Here is a 21,305-nt window from a genome sequence, read left to right as displayed (position 1 = left end):
TTCGGTTCGGAACGAAAGCATCGCGAGGCATGAGTCGCATGACCCGGCAATATGAGGACCAGAGGGCCGAGGCCCGCTGACCGCGGCGCCGATCCCGCACCGTCCATGACCGGACCCCACAACCCGCACGCGTCGGCCTCCGACCGCCACGACGGCATCGCCAAGCTCGCGGTCGCCGCCATCGGCATCGTGTTCGGCGACATCGGCACCTCGCCGCTCTACGCCTTCCGCGAGACGTTCGTGGGCCACCACCCGCTCGCGCTCGACACCATGCACGTCTACGGCGTCATCAGCCTGATCTTCTGGTCGATGACGCTGGTGGTGAGCATCCAGTACGTCACCATCCTGATGCGCGCGGACAACAAGGGGCAGGGCGGCAGCCTCGCGCTGCTGGCGCTGATCTCGCGGCGCACGGCGCATTCCCGGATCGGGCCGCTGATCATCCTGCTCGGTGTGTTCGCGACGGCGCTGTTCTACGGCGACAGCATGATCACGCCGGCGATCTCGGTGCTGTCGGCGGTGGAGGGCATCACCGTCGTGCGCGCGGGCATGGAGCCGCTGGTGCTGCCGATCGCGGTCGGGCTGCTGGTGTTCCTGTTCCTGCTGCAATCGCGCGGCACGGCGAAGGTCGGGGCGTGGTTCGGCCCGATCATGCTCGTCTACTTCGTGACGATCGGCGCGCTCGGCATGGGCAAGATCGTGCACCACCCGGAGATCATCCTCGCGATGATCAACCCGTGGTACGCGATCCAGTTCTTCATGATCGACGGCAGCCTCGCCTTCCTCGCGCTCGGCTCGGTGGTGCTCGCGGTGACGGGCGCGGAAGCGCTCTATGCCGACATGGGGCACTTCGGGCGGCGGCCCCTGCGCATCTCGTGGTTCTGGTTCGTGATGCCCGCGCTCCTCCTCAACTACATGGGGCAGGCGGCGATGATCATCAGCCTGCCCGCCGCCGAGGCGGAGCAGGCGATCCGCAACCCGTTCTTCCTGCTCGCGCCCGAAGGCTTCCGCCTGCCGCTCGTCGTGCTCGCGACGATGGCGACCTTCATCGCCAGCCAGGCGGTGATCTCGGGCGCCTTCTCGGTGACGCACCAGGCGATCCAGCTCGGCTTCATGCCGCGCCTCACCATCAAACACACCAGCGCCTCGACGCAGGGGCAGATCTATATCCCGGTCATCAACTGGCTGCTGATGGCGGCGGTGATCCTGCTGGTGCTGATGTTCCAGAATTCGAGCAGCCTTGCCGCCGCCTACGGCATCGCGGTGACGGGCGCGATGTTCATCGACACCTGCCTGCTCGCGGTGGTGCTGTTCTCGCTGTGGAAGTGGAAGCCGTGGCTGGCGGTGCCGCTGCTCGGCATCTTCTTCGTGGTCGACGGTGCCTATTTCGCGGCGAACCTCACCAAGGTGCCGGACGGCGGCTGGTTCCCGCTTCTCGTCGGCATCGTCGCCTTCACCATGCTGACGACATGGTCGAAGGGCCGCCTGCTGATGCGGCGGCGGATGCAGGAAGCCGCGATGCCGATGGAGATCTTCGTGAAATCGGCGGCCAGCAGCGCGACGCGCGTGCCGGGCACGGCGATCTTCATGTCCTCCGAGCCGACCGGCGTGCCGCACGCCCTCCTCCACAACATGAAGCACAACAAGATCCTGCACGAGCGCGTGATCGTGCTCACCGTGGCGATCGAGGACGTGCCCTACGTGGAGACCTGCGACGTGGTGGAGACGCAGGACCTCGGGCAGGGCTTCTACCGCATGAAGCTGCGCTACGGCTTCATGCAGGAGACGGACATCCCGAAGGCGCTCTCCCCCGTGAACGCCTGCGGGCCGAAGTTCGACATGATGCAGACGAGCTTCTTCCTCTCCCGCCAGACGCTGATCGCGGCGCCGCGGCCGGGCATGGCGATCTGGCGCGAGAAGCTGTTCGCATGGATGCTGCGCAACGCCGCGACGGCGATGGAGTTCTTCAAGCTGCCGACGAACCGGGTGGTGGAGCTGGGCAGCCAGATCGAGATTTAGGGAAGCGTCGGCTTACCCATCTGCCGCGGAGGATTGCCCGCATACGGCATTGCCCGGTCAATAGCGTGTGCCGCACGATCGGACGGCACATTCGGGAGGCCAAGGTGTTCCACAGACAGTCATTCGCAATATCCGCCCTCGCCCTCGCCATCTCGGCCTGCGGGCAGGACAAGCCGGCGGACGCGCCCGCAGCAACCGCCGATTCCGCAGCAACCGCGGACCCCGAGGCCCTGAAGATCGCCGAACTGGCCGCCAGACCGGACAGCTGGGTCCTGGAGCAGGTCGGCGGCAAGCGCATCGTCATGGACGGTCAGACGCTGGACCTCCGGATGCAGTATCTCTTCCACGAGGGCAGGGAAGCCGCGGCCAAGGAAGCCGAAGAGGCCAAGGCCAAGGAAGCGCAGGCGGAGCCGAAGCAGCCGGAAGCGGACCCCTTTGACGACCCGGCAAGCGCCGCTGCGATCAGACAGGGCGCCAACCAGCAGTGGATCAGCCGAACGCGGCCCGGTCCCGACCTGGCGTCGGTGAGCGACGAGACGGTGACTGCGCGTGACGGCAAGCTGATCCCCGTGCGCATCTACCGGCCCGAGGCGGCGGGGGCGCTGCCGATCCTCGTCTATTACCACGGCGGCGGCTGGCTGTTCGGCAACATCGAAGCCGTGGACCGCTCGATGCGGCGGCTGGCCGACGAGGCCGGGGTGATGATCATTTCGACGGACTATCGGCTCGCCCCTGAAAATCCCTACCCGGCATCATGGAACGACGCGGAAGACGCGTTCGACTGGGCCGTCGCGAATGCGGACCGGCTGCAAGGAGACGCATCGCGCATCTGCGTGGGCGGCGACAGCGCCGGCGGCAACATGTCGGTCGTGGTGACGGCGCGGACCCGGAAGGCCGGCAAGCCGAGCCCCGCCTGCCAGCTTCTCTATTATGCGGCGGTCGACAACCGGAGCGTTGCGGACATGCGCGTCCACTACGTGTCATCCCGCCTGTTCTGGGAGGGGTTCGGCCTCGATGTTCCGTTCACCGATTACGTGCACCGCAAGGTGTTTCCGGGCATGGATTTGTCCCAGCCCGAAATCTCGCCGATCCTGGCCGGCAATTTCGCGAAGATGCCGCCGACGCTCGTCGCCGCGGCGGGCTTCGATCCGCTGCGGGATTCCGACAGGGCCTACGCGGACGCGCTGAAGAAGGCAGGCGTTCCGACCGTCTATCTCGAATATTCCGCCCTCCCCCACGGCTTCCTGCAGCAAACCGCCGTGACCAAGGAAGCGGACCGCGCCGCCGGCGAAACGGCGCGCGAGTTCGGCAAGCTGGTAAAGGGCCTCCGCCCCCAAGGGCGCTGAGAGCGGCGCGCGGGGATCGCGGCCTACGTCCCGTCCGGCCCCAGCGCCGCGTCGAGGTCGCGGGGGCGGATGAAGCGGACGAGTTCGCCCTTGCCCTCGTCGACGTCTTCCCAGCGTTCCGCGTCGAAGCGCATCTCGGCGAGGGTGGCGGTGGGATACTTGATGTCGACCTCCTTGCGGAGCGCGCCGCTGCCCGCGGGCGTCAGCAGGAAGACGAGGTCTTCGAGGCCGGGGTTGTGGCCGACGAGGAGCAGGGTTTCGGCGTCCGCGTCCGTCTCGTGGACGATGTCGAGCAGCGTCGGCGCGGAGGCCATGTAGACGCGCTTGTCGAAGCTCGCGCCGAGGCGGCGGCCCGCGCCCGCCTCCACGCCGTCCAGCGTCTCGATGACCCGCACCGCGGGCGAGGCGACGACGCGGTCGAAGGCGAGGCTCTCGTCGCGCAGGTAGCGGCCGATCGTCTCGGCGGCGCGGCGGCCGCGCGTGTTAAGGGGGCGGTCGAAGTCCCGCTCGACGGGGTCGTCCCAACTGGATTTGGCGTGGCGGAGCAGGAAGATCGTCTTCATGTCGCGGCGCTGATGCCCGATGTCGCGTCCGGTGTCATCGGAAGATTTCGTGTCGGTGCGGGAGCAGGCGCGGACATCTCGCGCACGATGCGCACGGCCTCGTCCAGCGGCACTCGCTCCACGGTCACACCGTCCGGAAACGCCTGGCACAGGCGGCTCGGAACGGCGGCGCCGAGCAGCACGAACGTGCCCCGGTCGCTGGCGCGGCGGATGAGCCGCCCGAACGCCTGCGCCATGCGGCCGGAGGCGACGAGGTCGTCGTAGGTCTTGCCGCCGAACGCAGCGCGGCGCGCGGCGTGGAGCACGGTGGGGCGCGGCCACGGCACGCCTTCGAGGACGACGAGGCGGAGCGAATCGCCGGGCACGTCGACGCCGTCGCGCAGGGCATCGGTGCCGAGCAGCGAGGCGGCGGGATCGGCGCGGAACATGTCGACGAGCGTGCCCGCGTCGATGGGGTCGATATGCTGCGCGAACAGCGGCAGGCCTTCGCGGGCGAGGCTCTCCTCGATGCGCGCGTGCACGGCCTTCAGCCGCGAGATCGCCGTGAACAGGCCGAGCGCGCCGCCGCGCGACGCGGAGATCAGCGCCCTGTACGCGCCCGCGAGCGCCGGGACGTTGCCGCGCTGCACGTCGGTGACGATGAGGACGCGCGCCTGCCGGGCGTAGTCGAACGGGCTCGGCGACGAGAAGCGCACGGGCGGCAGCGGCAGGTGCGCGGCGCCGGTGCGCGCCTCGCTGTCGCGCCAGTCGGCGTCGGGCGCGGTGTCGTCGGTGATGCGCGAGCGCAGCGTCGCCGAGGTGATGACAGCGCCATGCGCCTGCTTCAGCACGGCCTCGGCGAAGGGCTTTGTCGGATCGAGCCAGTGGCGGCGGATGCCGACGTCGATCTCGCGCCCGTCGATGCGCTCGAGCGCGAGCCAGTCGACGAAATCCGGGTCGGCGGGGCCGCCCATGCGCGCGAGGAGCTGCACCCACGCGCCGATCAGCCCAAGCCGCCACGCGAGGCCGGAAAGCGCGCCCTCGACGCGGGCGCGGCCGGCGCCGTCGAGCCAGTCCGGCGCTTCCTCGACGAGCGCTTCGAGGCGCTGCGCGAGCTTCACCAGCGGCACCGACACGGCTTCCAGCGCGCGCGCCGCCGTGTCGGCCGCGTCGATGAGCGCGGGTTGCAGCGCGACGACCTCGGTTTCGAGGCCGTAGCCGGTCTCGGCCGCGTCGGCGCGGGCGTAGACCTGCGCGCGCACGGCGGCGAGCAGGCGTTCGAGCGGGCCTTCCGGCGTGCCCTCGACGACGCGGCCGAGCCAGCCGTCGGCAGGGAGCGCGGCGGCGGCGTGCACGGCGTCCTCCAGCAGCATCGCGCCCTCGCCGTCGAAGGCGACGAGATCGCCGAGGCGCGCGGCGAGGCCCCGGCGGCGGCCCTTGCTGCGCTTCTCGGGGCCGATGATCCAGCGGCGCAGCTCGATCGCCTCGCCGCCGGTGAGCGCCATCGCGAAGGCGCTGTCGGCGGCGTCGAACAGGTGGTGGCCCTCGTCGAACACGATGCGCCTCATGCCGCGGCCTTCGCTCTTGCCGCGCACCGCGTTCACCATGACGAGCGCGTGGTTGGCGATGACGAGGTCGGCGTCCGCCGTGCCGCGCACGGCGTGCTCGATGAAGCAGCGGCGATAGTGCGGGCAGCCCGCGTAGACGCACTCGCCGCGCCGGTCGGTGAGGCTCGCGCGCGCGTTCCGGCCGAACAGGCCGGAGAGCCAGCCGGGAAGGTCGCCGCCGACCATGTCGCCGTCGCGGCTGTACATCGCCCAGCGCTGCACGAGCTGCGCGTAGATGCCCGCGCGGCCCGCGAAGCCGCCCTGCACGGCGTCCTCGAGGTTGAGCAGGCAGAGGTAGTTCTCGCGGCCCTTGCGGACGACGACGCGCGATGCCTTGACGCGCGGGTCCGGGTAGAGGCGGGCGGTTTCGTGGTCGAGCTGGCGTTGCAGCGCCTTCGTGTAGGTGGAGAGCCAGACGGTGCCGCCCGACTGCTCGGCCCAGAGCGAGGCGGGGGCGAGGTAGCCGAGCGTCTTGCCGATGCCGGTGCCCGCCTCGGCGAGCACGACGTTCGGGGCGTCGCGGATTTCGCGCGGGCGGAAGGCGCCGGCGGTGGCCACGGTGTAGGCGCGCTGGCCGGGGCGTTCCTCGGCGCCGCTGCCGGTGAGCAGCGCGAGACGGCCGGCGGCTTCCTCGCCGCTGATCTCCACCTCGCGGACGGGGGCGGGCGGCGCGCCTTCCTCCCACTTCGGCAGGCTGGTGAAGACGGAGCGGTCATGATCGCGGGGCTCGCCGAGCGCGGAAAGCACGGCGGGCGCCCACGGCCACTTGAGGCGCGACAGGGCGCGCGCGGTGTTCCACGCGCCCGGCGCGCGGTCCCACTTGCCGCCCTGGACCTGCGTCAGCAGCGTTTCGGCGACGGCGCGGAGCAGCCGCGCCTCCGCCGCGCCGTCGTGCGCCGAATCGAGGCCGAGGAGCGCGGCGAGGCCGTGCACGGTCGGCACGGCGAAGCGCGCGGGATGCACGAAGGCGAACAACTCCAGCACGTCGAGGCCGGAGGCTTCCGGGTAGCCGAGCTTCGAGGCGACGAGCGGGGCGTTTACGAGCAGCGTCGGCGTGTCGGCGAGCAGGCGGATCGCCGCCTGCCGGTCCACCCGGCGCGCGCCCTCGCCATCGGCAAGCCAGATGCCGTCGAGCCCGATGTGGAGCGCGGGCCAGGGGAGGGGAACGGTCGTCACGCGCCCGTTTTCGGCGAGCGAAGCCCAAGCGCGCAAGCGAAACCTTGCCCTTGCGGCCCGCTGCCGCTAGCGCGTGTCCCGCCATGACAGATGACCTCCGCGCCGCCGCCCTCGTTTCCAAAGCCTGGCCCTATGAGGAAGCCCGGAAGGTGCTGGCGCGCCTGAAAGGCGGCGCGCCCGCGAAAGGCCACGTGCTGTTCGAGACCGGCTACGGCCCCTCGGGCCTGCCGCACATCGGCACGTTCAACGAGGTGCTGCGCACGACGATGGTGCGCCGCGCCTTCGCCGAGCTGTCGGACGTACCGACGCGCCTCGTCGCCTTCTCGGATGACATGGACGGGCTCAGGAAGGTGCCGGACAACGTCCCCAACCAGGCGATGCTGACCGCGCACCTCGGCGAGCCGCTGTCGCGCATCCCCGATCCGTTCGGGAAGTTCGAAAGCTTCGCGCACCACAACAACGCGATGCTGCGCGCGTTCCTCGACCGTTTCGGCTTCGAATACGAGTTCGCCAGCTCGACGGATTACTACACGTCGGGCCGCTTCGACGACCAGCTCCGGAACGTCCTCGCCAACTATCAGGCGATCATGGACATCATGCTGCCGACGCTGCGCGAGGAACGCCGCCGCACCTATTCGCCGGTGCTTCCCATCAGCCCCGTCTCGGGCAAGGTGTTGCAGGTGCCGATCGAAGTGGTGGACGCCGCCGCCGGACTCATCCGCTTCGAGGAGGACGGCCGCGCGCACGAGCACTGCATCCTCTCGGGCGGCGCCAAGCTGCAATGGAAGGTCGACTGGGCGATGCGCTGGGTGGCGCTCGACGTCGACTACGAGATGTACGGCAAGGACCTGACCGATCTGGGCGTGCAGTCCGGCCGCATCGCCAAGGTGCTCGGCGGCCGCAAGCCCGAGGGGCTGATCTACGAGATGTTCCTCGACGAGAAGGGCGAGAAGATCTCCAAGTCGAAGGGCAACGGCCTCGCGCTCGACGACTGGCTGACCTACGGCCCCGAGGAGAGCGTCGCCTTCTACGCCTACCGCGAACCGAAGAGCGCCAAGCAGCTCCACGTCGGCGTCATCCCGCGCGCGGTGGACGAGTATTTCCAGTTCCGCGCCAACTACCCGGCGCAGCCGCTCGACAAGAAGCTCGGCAATCCCGTGCACCATATCCACGGCGGCAAGGTGCCGGACGCGCCGATGCCGGTGACGTTCGGGCTGCTGCTGAACCTCGTCGGCGTGATGGGCGCGGACGCGGACCGCGCGCAGGTCTGGGCATACCTCGGCAACTACGTGCCGGGCGCGAGCGCGGACAAGTATCCGGAGGTCGACCGGCTGATCGGCCACGCGCTCGCGTACAACCGCGATTTCGTCGCGCCGACCCTGAAGCGGAGGAAGCCCGACGCGCGCGAGGCGGCGGCGCTGCGCGACCTCGACGCGCGGCTCGCGGCGCTGCCCGAGGGCGCGGAGGCCGAGACGATCCAGAACGAGGTCTATGCCGTCGGCAAGGAAGGCGGGTTCGATACGCTGCGCGACTGGTTCGCGGCGCTCTACGAGACGCTGCTCGGCTCCTCGCAAGGGCCGCGCATGGGGAGCTTCATCGCGCTCTACGGCGTCGCGAACACGCGGCGGCTGATCGCCGAGGCGCTGGCCTGATCTGCACGGTCAGCCCGGCGAAGGCCGGGCCCGCCGCACGGTCACGGCTTCGCGCCGGGCTTGGGTCGCCGTTGTCGTGACGGCGCCGGCCGGCTTCGCGGCGCAACGATTGCGTTCTCGATCAGTGCGGACACGTAGGTCCCGTAGCGCTCCGCCGTCCAGCCGCACTGCACCACGAGCTCGTCCCACATGCGGAAGGACGTGAGGCTCCATGCGAGATCGGCAGCGATCCCGGGGCTGAGATCGGGCCGTAGCCGCTTTTCCTCGACGAGACGCTCGACGATGTACCGGCACTGGTCCCGCCGGCTGTCGAGCCGGTCCTGCCAGGCGCGCTCGGCGTCCGGGTCCTGCCTGCGCAGGAGCTCGAAAACATCGGCGATCGGCTTCACGAGCGGCAGCAGGCGTGCCTGCATATCGACGAGCGCACGAATCGCGGCGACAGCGTCGGGCGCATTGCGCACCTTCGCGAACTCTTCGGGAATGCCGCGCGCCTCGTCGACGCGCCGCACCAGCGCCACGTAGAGGTCGGCGCGATCGGCGAAGGTCAGATACAGCGCCTGCCGCGACAGCCCCGCCGCCTTTGCGATGGCGGCCATGGAAACAATGCCTTCGCCGCGCCGGACGAGCTTCTGGGCTGCATCGAGAATGCGCTCGCGCGTCGAGAGCGGAGATGGACTTGACACTATGTAAACTCACGCCTAGTTATTGCCTTGACATATTGTCAAGAGAATCGCTGCCCAATGCAAGGGGGTATGAGCGCCCGGTAGCGGCTGGCCTGAACACGGGCTTGCCGAATGCCTCGTGGTGCCCGGCGAAAAGATGGTGTTTTCTGATGCGGAGGGGGACGAAATGAAGAAGGAGTTTGCCGTCAAGTCCGTTTGGCTCGGGCTTGCGCTCATCGGTTCATCGAGCAGCATGGCGTTGGCACAAGGCAACGCGGCAGAACCCGCCGAAAGCGTAGCGGGACTCGAGGAAATCATCGTGACGGCCGAGCGCCGTTCGCAGTCCATCAACGACGTCGGCATGTCGATCGCGGCATTTTCGGGCGAAACGCTGGCAAACGCGCGGGTGACGAGCGTATCCGACCTGACCACGGTCGTGCCCGGCTTCACCGTGTCGCAATCGCGAAGCGGCCTGCCGATCTATACGCTGCGCGGCATCGGTTTCGCGGTGATCTCGCCGTCCTCGACATCGCCGGTCGGCACCTATGTCGATCAGGCCGCCTACGTGTTCCCGTCGATGAACGGCGGCCCGATGTTCGACATCGAGCGCGTCGAGGTTCTGAAGGGGCCGCAGGGCACGCTCTACGGACGCAACACCACGGGCGGCCTCGTCGATCTCATCACCAACAAGCCGCAGGATCATTTCGGCGCGGGATTCACCGTCGAGGTCGGCAATTACGAGACCCGCAATCTCGAAGGCTATATCAACATCCCGATCACGGACGCGCTGAAGACCCGCTTCTCGTTCCGCACCGAGGACAGCGACAAGGGCTGGCAGAAGAGCTTCACGCGCCCCGGCGACCGGCTCGGCGAAAAGCACCGGCTCGGCGCCCGCGCCGAGGTGGCATGGCGGGCGAGCGACACGCTCGATTTCCTGTTCACGGTGAATTACTGGCGCGACCGTTCCGACACGCAGGCGCAGCAGTACGCCACCTATATCACCAATCCCTACACGGCGAATCCGGCGGTCTGGCGCGTGGCGCCCTATTTCGCCGCGTTCGATACGGCGTGGCAGGCGGCGGGTCGCAATTCCAATTCGGCGGCCGACTGGATCGCGGAAGGGCCGCAGGGTGCGTTGACCCGCTACGGCACGGCGGGCCACGGACTGTATTCGCAGGCGCTCGGCACACTTGAAAAGGACAACGAGTTCGTCAGCACCGTGCTGCACGCCACATGGAAACTGGGCGACGACATCAGCCTGATTTCGCTTTCGGGATACAACTCGCTCAACTCGTATGAGCCGGTCGCAGTCAGCGGCACGCCCTTCGAGATGAGCGTGTTCGCCGATGGCGGCGACAGCAGCAACATCTTCCAGGAACTGCGTCTCGAGGGTGAAACCGGCGCGGTGCGATGGATGGTCGGCGGCTATTACGGCCATGACCGCGTGCGCAGCGTCGCACCCGGTCTCTTCGACGACCTGTTCACCGTGAGCAACCTGCGTTCGCTGTTCGCGCGGGCGGAGAACTGCCAGCTTCCGACGGGGGCGGCACTCCCTTCAGGCGCGGGCACAGGGCTTCCCGGCGGCTGCGTGACCGGGCCGGGCGGAACCTTCAATCCGCGCAGCTACACGGCGGCGCAGATCTCGGAGGGCTTCCGCAACGGCGCCAGCAACGGCGCGCTGAACGGCGACCTGTGGAGCGCGTTCGCGCATCTCGAATGGGCGCTCACCGACTCGCTGACGGCGCAGGGCGGCGTCCGCTACTCGCACCAGAAGCAGACCGGCGCATCGTGCGGCGGATCATCGGACCCCGGCACCGGACCGGGCTTCAGCAACCAGTACTACATCTGGGACACGGTGTTCCGGTACGTTTACTACATGCGGAACGGCCATGCCGTGAGCCCGCCCGCGCCCACCGACGCCACCGGCTGCATAACCTTCAATGCCGAAACCGGCGCCTTCGGTCTCGTGCAGCAGAAGCTCACCGAGAACAATCTCGCCTGGCAGGCCGGGCTGAACTGGAAGGTCGGCCCGGGCCAGCTTCTCTATGTCACCGCGGCGAAGGGCTATCTCGCCGGCGTGCTGCCGTCGACGTCCGCCAACAACGCGGTGCAGTTGACGCCGGTGAAGCAGGAAGAGCTGATGTCCTACGAGGCGGGCGCGAAGCTCTCGCTGTTCGACCGGCGCGTGCAGGCGAACGTCAGCGCCTTCTACTACGACTACACCGACAAGCAGATGCAGGCCTATTTCCCGGACGTGATCTTCACGGCGCTGCCCGTGCTGATCAACGTGCCGAAATCGGAATCCTACGGCATCGACGCGAGCCTCAGCTGGGCCGTGACCGAGAATTTCACCGCGACGCTTTCGGGCACGCGGCTTGAAACATCGGTCACGAAGATGCCGGCGTGCGCCGGCACGCAGCACTTCGGCTGCGGCCGCGATTCCAAGGCACGCCCGCTCGATTACGAAGGCTTCGAATTCGCCTACGCGCCCAAATTCCAGGGCAGCGCCATCCTCTCCTACGACGGGCCGCTGAACGAGACTCTCGGCTTCAACGCAACGGTGGCCGCAACATACCAGAGCCGGTCGTTCGGTCTGCTCGGCGGCAACAAGCTGCCCGATGTCGGCGACAACCACACCGTGCCGTCCTACGGGCTCGTCAACATGAGCCTCGGCATCTACGGTCCGGACCGGAAGTGGGATGCCTCGTTCTGGGTGAAGAACCTGATGGACAAGGATTATGTGACCAGCACCTACCAGGGGCAAGACTTCTTCGCCCGCACGATGGGAATGCCGCGCACCTTCGGCATCCGCCTCACCTACCGCATCGGCGACTGATTACCTGCATCGCCAAAGCAGGGCCAAAGCAGGAAGGGCGTCCCGCGAACTGCGGGGCGCCCTTTTCACATGGACCGGGAATCGCACACGGTCACTTGACACTATGTAAAGTCGAGTCTAAGGACAGTGTAACTTGACAGCATGTAAAGTGCTGCTGCCGGAACGGCGATGCGAGGGACGGCCCGGCGGCAAGCACGGGCTGCGGGATGCGGGGGTGGAAACAACGATGAGCGCGTTCGAGACGATCCGGATCGGTCCCGATCCCTGCATTGCCGTCGAGCACGGCGGATGCGGCGAGCTCGTCGTCCTCCTGCACGGCATCGGCGGCAACAGGCGCAACTGGCGCGACACCATGCCCGCGCTCGCCGAGCGCTTCCACGTCGCCGCGTGGGACGCGCGCGGCTGGGGCGACAGCGACGACTACGACGGTCCGCTCAGCTTCGAGGCGATGAGCGGCGATCTCGTGCGCGTGCTCGATCATTTCGACGCGGCGAAGGCGCACATCGTCGGCCTGTCGATGGGCGGCAAGCTCGCGATGCACTTCGTGCGGCTGCATCCGGAGCGCGTGGCCTCGCTGACATTGTGCGACGCAAGCCGCCGCCGCCGCGCCGCCGATCCGCAGCGCCTCGCCGAATTCGTGCGGTCCCGGCAGCAGCCGCTGCTGGAGGGCAAGGAGCCGCGCGACATCGCGGGGCCGGTGGCGCGCTCGCTCGTCTCGCCCTCGGCGCAGCCCGGCGCGCTCGAGCAGCTGATCGACAGCATGGAGCGCCTGCACAAGGTGATGTACCTGAAGGCGATCGAACTCCTCGCCTACGCGCCCGATCCCGCCGGTCTCGACGAGGTGGACGTGCCCGCGCTGGTGATCGTCGGCGCCGACGACACGCTGACGCCGATCGCCGATGCCGAGGACCTGGCAGGGACCATTCCGGGCGCCCGGCTCGCGGTGATCCCGAACGCCGGGCACCTTTCCAACATCGAACAGCCCGAAGCCTTCAATCACGCGCTCCTCACGTTTCTCGAGGGCGTCCCAGCCATTCATTCCCAGACATAATCGCGGATAGGAATTCGACAGTGCAGACTCTCAGCCAGACGAAGATCGAAGTCGAGACCGACGACGAGGTGCGTGCCCGCCTGATCGCCGCAGCGCGCGATCTCGCGCCGCGGATCGCGGCACGCGCCGCCGACAACGAACGCGCCCGCCGCATCTCCGACGAGACGATCGCCGAGGCGGCCGACGCCGGCTTCTTCAAGATCCTCGTCCCCAAGCAGCGCGGCGGCTATCAGCTCGACTGGGAAACGCAGTGCCGCGTAATCGTCGCGCTCGGCCAGGGCGACGGCTCGGTGGGCTGGCAGCTCTCCTTCTTCATCCTGCACAACTGGCTCTACCTCCTGCTTCCGGAACAGGCCCAGCAGGAGATCTACGGACGGCGCGGCTTCGGCATCGGCCCCGTCCTGCTCGCGCCCGCCGACGTGAAGGCGCGCAAGGTGGAGGGCGGCTATATCCTGAGCGGCCGCTCGCGCTGGGCGACCGGCATCAACCACGCGGAATGGATTCTCGTCGGCACCAAGGTGGAGCCGGAACCCGGCGAGGAAGCGAAGACGGCCATGCGCGAATTCCTCGTGCCGCGCGCGGACGTCGTCGTGCATGACACGTGGTTCACGTCCGGCATGTGCGCGACCGGGAGTCACGACGTCGAATATCCCGACATCTTCGTGCCGGAATATCGCACCGCCGATCTCGACGCGAGCATCGCCGGCAACGGCCAGGGCTTCAAGATGTACGACGCCCCGCAATACCGCGTGCCGCAGTTCGTGAGCATGATCTTCGGCGCGACCGCCCCGCAGGTGGCGATCGCGAAGGGCGCGGTGGACGAATTCCACAAGAAGGTGCGGGGCTACGTGAGCCCGGTGATGGGGACGCAGACGATCAACAACATCCCCTCGCTGGTGCGCCTCGCGCAGGCGAAGGTCCGCGTCGATGCCGCCGAGCAATATCTCTATTCGCTGGCCCGCCGCCTGCTGGAGTGGGCGACGGAAGGCCCGCTGACGCCCGAACAGCGCGTGATGGTGCGCTCGGGATGCGCCTGGGTCGCCAACGAGTCGCGCGAGATCGTGCAGTTCGTCGCGGCGACCGCCGGGTCGAGCGCGTTCATGCGCGACCAGCCGATGCAGCGCTACCTGCGCGACATCACGATGATGGCGAACCACTTCTATTTCGACCAGGACACCGCGTTCGAGCCGCTCGGCCGGGTCATGGTCGGTCTCGACGCCAACACGCGTCTCAGCTGAGCCGGGGAGGAAGCCGCCATGTTCGCAGACAGGATCGAGGCCAAGTGGATCCGCATGTTCCAGAAGGTTCTGGAACGCTGCGGCATAACCGAGGACAGTTTCGTCGGGATCGTCTGTGAAACGCAGTCGCGCGAGATCAACGTGCATCTCGTCGAACTGGCGCTCGGCATGATCGGCGCGCGGCATTTCAAGCTGGTGGCGACGACGCCGCCGGTCACGACGGTCGTGCCGACGCGCTCGACGGGCACGTCCGGCGCGCTGCGCGGGCTGGGGCCGATCCTGAAGGGCCTCGCGCCGTGCGACATGATCCTCGACCTGACGATGGAAGGGATGCTGCATTCGCCCGAACTGCGCGAGATCCTCGGCTCGGGCGTGCGGGCGATGTATATCCTGAACGAGCATCCCGAAGCGCTCGAGCGGCTGTCGCTCAGCGACGCCGATGTCGAGGCGATCCACCGCAACCACAAGATTCTCGCCGCGGGCCGGACGATGCGGGTCACGTCCGCCGCGGGAACCGACCTCACGGTCGACCTTGCCGGACAGGTCCCGGTGCGGATCACCGGCATCGTCACCGAACCCGGCACGATGGGGCACTGGCCGGGCGGGCTCATCGTCTCGCACCCGGCCGCGGGCGCGGTGAACGGCAGGATCGTCGTCGATACCGGCGACATCAACTGCACGTTCAAGCGCTATGCCGAGCGGCCGATGACGCTCGTGATCGAAAGCGACATCATCGTCGCGGTCGAGGGCGAGGGCGTCGACGCCGACCTGTTCCGCACCTATTCGGCGGCGTGGAACGAGGTGAACGCGCTGACGACCTCGCACTTCGGCTGGGGCATGGCGCCCGCCGCGCGGTGGGAAGCGCTCGCCATGTACGACAAGGCGGACACCAACTGCATCGAGGCGCGCGCGTTCGCCGGCAATTTCCTCGTCGGCATCGGCGCCAGCCACGTCGCGAAGCGCGACACGCAGAACCACTTCGATATTCCCCTGCGCCACACCACGGTGATGATCGACGACATCAAGGTGGTCGATCGGGGCGTGCTGTGCTTTCCGGCGGAGGCATGACGGCCGGACGGCTGCTGCTGATCCTCGACGCGCGCGGCGATGACACGGGGCTCGCGCCGAACCTGTCCCGCGGCATGTTCGCGTCCGCGGCAGGTCCGGGCCTCTGGGCGCAGGCCGCGATCTTCAAGGTCTGGTGCGATCCCGTGAAGGTGCAGGACCGCCTGCTCGCGCGGACCGGCTGGGCGTCCGCGCACGCGCAGGAAACCGCCGACGTCCTTCGGGGAACGCCGATGACGCCGCGCCTCGCGGGAGGCGACAGGGTATCCGCGACCGACTGCGTCCAGTGCCTCGTGTTCTCGGCGCCGCTCGCCGGGCGGGAAGCGGAATACGACGCCTGGTATTCGGGGCGGCACCTGCGCGATGTGCTGGCGGTTCCGGGCTATGTCTCGGCGCAGCGCTTCGCCGTTTCGGGCGCTGCCGCGCCGGCGCCGTTCCTCGCGCTCTACGAGATCGCCCGCGAGGCCTATGAAACCGCCGTCGCCGAGGTCGCGCGGCGCTCGGGGACGGAGCGTATGCCGATCCCGGACGCGGTCGACCGCAGCCGGTTCGCCTCCGCCCACTATCGGCCCGCCTCGCTGGTCACTGTCGATCTCGATTGAGCGCCTTCAATCGGCGGCGGGCGTGTACGCGGCGAGCCTGTCGATCAGATATTCGACCGTCGTCCCGAAGCGCGCGCGTTCTTCGGGCGCCAGCGACAGGGCGCCGTCGCAGGTCCGGTTGACCGCCGCGATGGCCTTGGCGAGCTGGCGCCGCCCGGCGGGCGTGATCGCGATGACCGAACGGCGGCGATCCTCCGGATTGCGGCCGCTGCGGACGAGGCCGCGCTCGTCCATGCGCGCGATGGAGCGGCTGAGCGAGGACTGCGGCAGGCGCGTGAACGCGACGATCTCGTTGAGCGTCGACGGACCGTTCCGCACGAGGCAAAGATAGACGCGCCACTGCGCGACGGTGAGGCCGCATTCGTCGAGCGCGGACGACAGCAGCGACTGCACGGCGCGCGAAAGCAGCGCGAGGCGATAGGGAAGGAAGGTCGAGAGATCGAACTCGTCCGCCTTCACGCGACTTCCCCTCCTCCCGTCCGATCCCCGGCCCTTCATCGCGCGGCCGGCCGCAAATGGCCAGACCTCTCCCGGCCTATTTCAGCTTGCGCGGGGCGGGAGAGACCGTTGTCCACGCGCGCGGCGGCAGCGCCGCGTTCCACGCGTCGTAGCGGGCCTTGAGGTCGGTGAACACGGCAGGCTCGGACGCGGAAAGATCGTTCGCCTCGGCGGGATCGCGCTCGAGGTCGAACAATTTCGCCGCGCCGGTCCGCGTGTTCAGCCAGAGCTTCCACCTGTCCATGCGAACGGCGGATTCGGCGCCGAGCTTCCAGTAGAGGATGTCGTGCGGCGCCCCCCCGGCGCCCTTCAGGTAGGGCAGCAGATTGACGCCGTCGAGCGCGCGGTCGCGGGGCAGCGCGAGTCCGGCGGCCGCGGCGGCCGTGGGCAGGATGTCGAGCAGGCTGACCGGCTTGCGGTAGACCTGACCCGCCGGGAGCTGCGCCGGCCAGCGGATCATGTAGGGGACGCGGATGCCGCCTTCGAGCGTGGAGGTCTTGCCGCCGGAAAAGGGCACGTTGCGCCCGGGCCGGCTCACCGCCGAGCCGTTGTCGCTGACGAAGAACACGATCGTGTTCCTGTCGAGGCCCGTGCTCTTCAGCTTGTCGAGAACCGCGCCGACAGCATCGTCCTCGGCGAGCAGCAGGGCGTTGTAGGCGCGCGCGTGGATATTGCGGATGTCGGCCCGCAGCCGCTCGAAATAGGTGCTCGGCACCTGCAGCGGCGGCTGCGGCGCGTTCAGCGGCAGATAGAGCAGGAACGGCTTGTTCTTGTTGTCCTCGATGAACTGCACGGCCTCGTCGCGGAAGCGGAACAGCAGGAAGTCCTCGACATTGACGATCTGCCCGTTCTTTCGAACCGCGTTCAGGCCCTCGCGGCTCCATGCGACGAGCGGCAGCTCGTCGTGATAATCGACCTTGAAGCTGAGCATGTCCGGATCGGAGAGGTTCTTCGATTGAAGGCTCGTGTTGCCGTAGAACACGAACGAATGATCGAAGCCGCGGTTGTTCGGCAGGAATTCGGGGCCGTTGCCGAGATGCCACTTGCCGATCACGGCCGTGCGGTATCCCTGCGACCGGAAGATCTCCCCGATGTTTTTCTCCGAAGCAGGCACGCCGCGGCGCAGGAATTCCGCTTCGCCCTGAACGGGCGCGAGGCTGCCGTCCTCTTCCCGGACCTCGCGGAGTTCGGGAAACGCGCCGTTGGAAATCTGCTGCTCGAATCCGAACCGCTGCTGATAGCGCCCCGTGACGAGGCCCGCACGCGAGGGGGAGCACAGCGGCGCAGACGCATAGCCGTCGGTGAACATCACGCCCTCGCGGCCGATGCTGTCGATATTGCGCGTTTCGATCAGCCGGTTCCCGTAGAGCGACGGATCGCCGTATCCCATGTCGTCGGTGACGATGACGACGACGTTCGGCCGCTGCGGTCCCGCCGGTTTCGCCGCTGTCGCCGAAGCCGCGCCGACGGCGAGACATGCGCCCAGAAGAAGCGCGGTTTTCCTGAACGGCATCGGCATTTCGCGAACCCCTTGTTTCACGCCAATCGCGATTGCGCGGGGGTATCATATGCACATACATATGCAAGTGGATATATCATCGGGACGGGATTTCCGGGTGGCTGAAAGGCATGGCTGAAAGATTGGACCCTGCGCTTGGCCGGGCCGGGATGCGGCACATTCCCGGCGGGCGTTTCCGCATGGGCTCCGCGCGCTTCTATGCGGAGGAGCGGCCGGTCCGTCTCGTCGAGGTGGGCGCCTTCCTAATCGACGAAACCCCGGTGACGAACCGCGACTTCGCCGCGTTCGCAAACGCCACGGGCCATGTGACGACGGCCGAGACCGCGCCCGATCCCGCCCTGTATCCGGGACTGCTGCCGCATATGGCGCGTGCGGGCTCGGCGGTCTTCGAAAAGACACGCGGCCCCGTGGACATGCGCGATCCCGGCGCGTGGTGGGAATTCCGCTTCGGCGCCGACTGGCGTCACCCGCTGGGGCCGGAAAGCAGCATCGACGCGCTCGGCGACCACCCGGTCGTCCACGTCAGCCACAGCGACGCCGAAGCCTATGCGCGCTGGGCGGGGAAATCGCTGCCGACCGAAGCCGAATGGGAATTCGCCGCGCGCGGCGGCCTCGACGGCGCCGACTATGCGTGGGGCGACGAACTTGCGCCGGAAGGGCGTATGCTCGCCAATTACTGGCAGGGTCTTTTCCCGTGTTCGAACCTGATGCTCGACGGGTGGGAGCGGACCTCTCCGGTGCGGGCCTATCCGCCGAACGGATACGGCCTCCACGACATGATCGGCAACGTCTGGGAATGGACCGCAGACTGGTGGTCGGTGCCGGAGGGAAAGGCAGGCGGGAAATCGTCCTGCTGCGCGGCGCATAACCCGCGCGGCGGCAGCGAACGCGCCAGCCGCGATCCTTCCCTCGGCGTCGCTTTCGGCCGCAAGGTGCTGAAAGGCGGGTCGCATCTCTGCGCCGACAACTATTGCCGCCGCTATCGCCCCGCGGCGCGCCATCCCGAGACGGTCGACACCTCGACCTCGCACATCGGCTTCCGCTGCGTGGTGCGCCTCCCCGGGGGGGCGCCGGTCAGTATGACTTGGGAAGCCCCAGCACCTTCTCGGCGATGAAGCAGAGCACGAGCTGAGGGCTGACCGGCGCGATACGCGGGATCAGGCTTTCGCGGAGATAACGCTCCACGTGATATTCCCTTGCATAGCCGAACCCGCCGTGCGTCATCACGGCCTGCTGACAGGCCTTGAAAGCCGCCTCGCCCGCAAGATACTTGGCGGCGTTGGCGCTGGCGCCGCAGGGCTGTCCGCTATCGTATTCCCATGCGGCCCGGCACACCATCAGCCAGGCCGCCTCCAGCTCCATCCAGTTCTCGGCAAGCGGATGCTGGATGGCCTGGTTCTTGCCGATCTGGCGATTGAAAACGACCCGTTCCTTCGCATAGCCGGTCGCGCGGCGCAGCGCGGCGTGCCCCAGGCCCACGGCCTCGGCGGCGATCAATATGCGCTCCGGATTCATGCCGTCGAGAATATATTCGAAACCGCGTCCCTCCTCGCCGATGCGGTCCTCCATCGGGATCTCCAGCCCCTCGATGAAGAGCTCGTTGGAATCGACGGCCTTGCGCCCCATTTTCTCGATCTCGCTGACCCTGATCCGGCTCCTGTCGAGATCGGTGTAGAACAGGCTGAGGCCGTGCGTCGGCGACTTTGCCTCCTCGATCGGGGTGGTGCGCGCGAGAAGCAGGATCTTGTCGGCGACCTGCGCGGTCGAAATCCATACCTTCTGCCCGTCGACGACGTAGCGATCGCCGCGCCGGACGGCGCGCGTCTTCAGCTGCGTCGTATTCAGCCCCGTGTTCGGCTCGGTGACGGCGAAGCAGGCCTTGGTGCGGCCCTGCACCACCGGCGGCAGCATACGCAGGCGCTGCTCGTCGCTGCCGTATACGACCACCGGATTGAGGCCGAAGATGTTGATGTGGAGGCATGATGCGCCCGACATGCCCGCGCCCGATTCGGCGATCGTGCGCATCATCACGGCGGCCTCGGCGATGCCGAGCCCGGAACCGCCGAACGCCTCGGGAATGCAGATGCCGAGCCAGCCGCCCGCCGCGAACTCCTGGTAGAATTGTTCCGGAAAGCCGCCCTCGCGATCCCGCCGGAGCCAGTATTCGTCGGTATATTCGCGGCAAATCTCGCCGACGGCGTCCTGCACGGCGCGCTGTTCGGGGGTTAACGAGAATTCCATGGCCTGCCTTTCCGGTTTTCAGCGCTGCGCCGCGTCGACCCGCACCGCGCCCGCATCGAGCAGCCGTGCGATGTCATTTTCGGCGAGTCCCGCCTCGTGAAGGACCTCGATCCCGTGCTCGCCGAGGCGCGGCGCGAGCCGACCGACCGCGGGGGCGGTGCGCGACCAGCGCGCAGGGAGACGCATCGTGCGGATCGGCCCCTCGCTCGGATGCACCGCGCGCTGGAAGAAATCCGATGCCCGGAGCTGGGGGTCGTCGAGGATGCCCGGCAGGTCGTTGTAGGGCGCGGCCGGAATATCGAGCTCGTCCAGAAGCTCCAGCCAGTCCCGCGTCGTTCGTTCGAGGAAGATGCGCCTCAGCGCGCCATAGACGTGGTCGATGTTCTGAAGCCGGCTGGCGAGGGTGGCGAAGCGCGGGTCTTCCGCAAGCGCGGCCTCGCCGACCCGCAGCAGGAAGCGCTGCCAATGCGCATCATTGTAGAGCAGCGCGCAGATATAGCCGTCGCGCGTCGCGTAGGGCCGGCGCTCGGGCGTCAGGTGCCGCGCGTAGCCGCCGCCGTCGAGCGGCGGTTCGAAGCTGAGACCGCCCAGATGATCGCCGAGCACGAAGGCCGTCATGGTTTCGAACATCGGGATGTCGACGCGCTGGCCGAGGCCCGACCGCTCGCGCTCCAGCAGCGTCGCGCAGATCACGCCGACGGCCATCAGCCCGACGACGCGGTCCGCGACGGCGGAGGGCACGTAGCGCGGCACGCCGTCGCCGGCGCGCGCGATCAGCGCCGCGAGGCCCGAGGCCCCCTGGATGAGATCGTCATAGGCGGGTTTCGCCGCATAGGGGCCTGCCTGATCGAAACCGAACAGGCCCGCATAGACGATCCGCGGATTGGCCGCGGAAACCGCCTCGTAGTCGAGGCCGAGCCGCGCCATCGCCCGCGGCCGCACGTTGTAGACGAGCGCGTCGGCGTCCCTCGCGAGGCGCAGCAGCAGATCGCGGCCTTCCGCGGTCTTGAGGTCGATGCAGATGCTCCGCTTGCTGCGGTTCGCATTGAGATAGAGCGCGCCCATGCCCGGATTCCGCGCCGGGCCGACCTGGCGGACGAGATCGCCGTCGGGGGGCTCGACCTTGATGACGTCCGCGCCCATGTCGCCGAGAAGCTGCGTCGCCGTCGGCCCCATCAGCACGGATGTCATGTCGAGAATCCGGAAGCCCTTCAGCGGTCCGCCTGACCCTGCCGTGTGCATGTCCATTCC

At 68.2% G+C, this 21,305-nt stretch carries 16 protein-coding genes; 9 read left to right on the top strand and 7 right to left on the bottom strand.

Going from position 1 to position 21,305, the window contains the following annotated elements; translation table 11 throughout:
* Positions 1–105: 105 nt before the first annotated feature.
* Positions 106–2,019: a potassium transporter Kup gene (locus PE061_RS02875; protein ID WP_271257717.1), complete on the top strand. Its 1,914-nt coding sequence runs from the start codon at positions 106–108 to the stop codon at positions 2,017–2,019.
* A gap of 104 nt (positions 2,020–2,123) precedes the next feature.
* A complete protein-coding gene (locus PE061_RS02870; protein ID WP_271257716.1) occupies positions 2,124–3,365 on the top strand; it encodes an alpha/beta hydrolase in 1,242 nt (413 codons plus the stop codon).
* A gap of 23 nt (positions 3,366–3,388) precedes the next feature.
* On the opposite strand, the gene PE061_RS02865 is transcribed toward PE061_RS02870, so the two are convergent.
* Both PE061_RS02865 and PE061_RS02860 read right to left on the bottom strand, forming a co-directional pair.
* Positions 3,389–3,928 (bottom strand): SixA phosphatase family protein, encoded by a 540-nt coding sequence (locus PE061_RS02865; protein WP_271257715.1) that lies wholly within the window; start codon positions 3,926–3,928, stop codon positions 3,389–3,391.
* Positions 3,925–6,690: an ATP-dependent DNA helicase gene (locus PE061_RS02860; protein WP_271257714.1), complete on the bottom strand. Its 2,766-nt coding sequence runs from the start codon at positions 6,688–6,690 to the stop codon at positions 3,925–3,927. Before PE061_RS02860 ends, PE061_RS02865 begins: the two co-directional genes overlap by 4 nt.
* Before the next feature lie 83 nt (positions 6,691–6,773).
* On the opposite strand from PE061_RS02860, the gene PE061_RS02855 reads away from it, so the two are divergent.
* Positions 6,774–8,342, top strand: coding sequence for a lysine--tRNA ligase (locus PE061_RS02855; RefSeq protein WP_271257713.1), 1,569 nt, complete (start codon positions 6,774–6,776; stop codon positions 8,340–8,342).
* Between the two features lie 41 nt (positions 8,343–8,383).
* Here PE061_RS02855 and PE061_RS02850 read toward each other — a convergent pair whose 3' ends face one another.
* Positions 8,384–9,025, bottom strand: a complete 642-nt coding sequence (locus tag PE061_RS02850) for a TetR/AcrR family transcriptional regulator (RefSeq protein ID WP_271257712.1) — start codon at positions 9,023–9,025, stop codon at positions 8,384–8,386.
* 166 nt (positions 9,026–9,191) lie between these two features.
* Here PE061_RS02850 and PE061_RS02845 point away from each other — a divergent pair, with 166 nt between their 5' ends.
* The 5 genes from PE061_RS02845 to PE061_RS02825 all read left to right on the top strand — a co-directional run bounded on the left by PE061_RS02845 (position 9,192) and on the right by PE061_RS02825 (position 15,796).
* A complete protein-coding gene (locus PE061_RS02845) occupies positions 9,192–11,840 on the top strand; it encodes a TonB-dependent receptor (RefSeq protein ID WP_271257711.1) in 2,649 nt (882 codons plus the stop codon).
* Between the two features lie 226 nt (positions 11,841–12,066).
* Positions 12,067–12,891 (top strand): alpha/beta fold hydrolase, encoded by an 825-nt coding sequence (locus tag PE061_RS02840; protein WP_271257710.1) that lies wholly within the window; start codon positions 12,067–12,069, stop codon positions 12,889–12,891.
* A 20-nt stretch (positions 12,892–12,911) separates the two neighbouring features.
* The gene (locus tag PE061_RS02835) at positions 12,912–14,129 is read left to right on the top strand and encodes an acyl-CoA dehydrogenase family protein (protein ID WP_271257709.1); all 1,218 of its coding nucleotides are present in this window, start codon (positions 12,912–12,914) and stop codon (positions 14,127–14,129) included.
* An 18-nt stretch (positions 14,130–14,147) separates the two neighbouring features.
* A complete protein-coding gene (locus tag PE061_RS02830; RefSeq protein WP_271257708.1) occupies positions 14,148–15,197 on the top strand; it encodes a hypothetical protein in 1,050 nt (349 codons plus the stop codon).
* Complete coding sequence (locus tag PE061_RS02825; protein ID WP_271257707.1) at positions 15,194–15,796, top strand: hypothetical protein; 603 nt, start codon at positions 15,194–15,196, stop codon at positions 15,794–15,796. The genes PE061_RS02830 and PE061_RS02825 overlap by 4 nt, the downstream gene beginning before the upstream one ends.
* A 6-nt stretch (positions 15,797–15,802) precedes the next feature.
* Here the strand turns inward: PE061_RS02825 and PE061_RS02820 are convergent, their stop codons facing one another.
* Positions 15,803–16,255 carry a MarR family winged helix-turn-helix transcriptional regulator gene (locus PE061_RS02820; RefSeq protein ID WP_271257706.1) on the bottom strand — a complete coding sequence of 151 codons (453 nt, stop codon included), beginning with the start codon at positions 16,253–16,255 and terminating at the stop codon, positions 15,803–15,805.
* 76 nt (positions 16,256–16,331) lie between these two features.
* Positions 16,332–17,813 carry a sulfatase-like hydrolase/transferase gene (locus PE061_RS02815; protein WP_271257705.1) on the bottom strand — a complete coding sequence of 494 codons (1,482 nt, stop codon included), beginning with the start codon at positions 17,811–17,813 and terminating at the stop codon, positions 16,332–16,334.
* A gap of 149 nt (positions 17,814–17,962) precedes the next feature.
* On the opposite strand from PE061_RS02815, the gene PE061_RS02810 reads away from it, so the two are divergent.
* Positions 17,963–18,928 (top strand): formylglycine-generating enzyme family protein, encoded by a 966-nt coding sequence (locus tag PE061_RS02810; RefSeq protein ID WP_271259115.1) that lies wholly within the window; start codon positions 17,963–17,965, stop codon positions 18,926–18,928.
* On the opposite strand, the gene PE061_RS02805 is transcribed toward PE061_RS02810, so the two are convergent.
* Both PE061_RS02805 and PE061_RS02800 read right to left on the bottom strand, forming a co-directional pair.
* Positions 18,888–20,054, bottom strand: a complete 1,167-nt coding sequence (locus PE061_RS02805) for an acyl-CoA dehydrogenase family protein (protein ID WP_271257704.1) — start codon at positions 20,052–20,054, stop codon at positions 18,888–18,890. The two genes, PE061_RS02810 and PE061_RS02805, sit on opposite strands and share 41 nt — an antisense overlap.
* 18 nt (positions 20,055–20,072) lie before the next feature.
* Entirely contained in the window at positions 20,073–21,296 is a 1,224-nt protein-coding gene (locus tag PE061_RS02800) for a CaiB/BaiF CoA transferase family protein (RefSeq protein ID WP_271257703.1), read from the bottom strand.
* Between the last annotated feature and the right edge of the window lie 9 nt (positions 21,297–21,305).

Origin of the sequence: Sphingosinicella microcystinivorans (assembly GCF_027941835.1) — a bacterium.
Lineage (GTDB): Bacteria > Pseudomonadota > Alphaproteobacteria > Sphingomonadales > Sphingomonadaceae > Sphingosinicella.
Note: the sequence above shows the minus strand (reverse complement) of the source record. Positions and strands in the feature narration are given on the sequence as shown.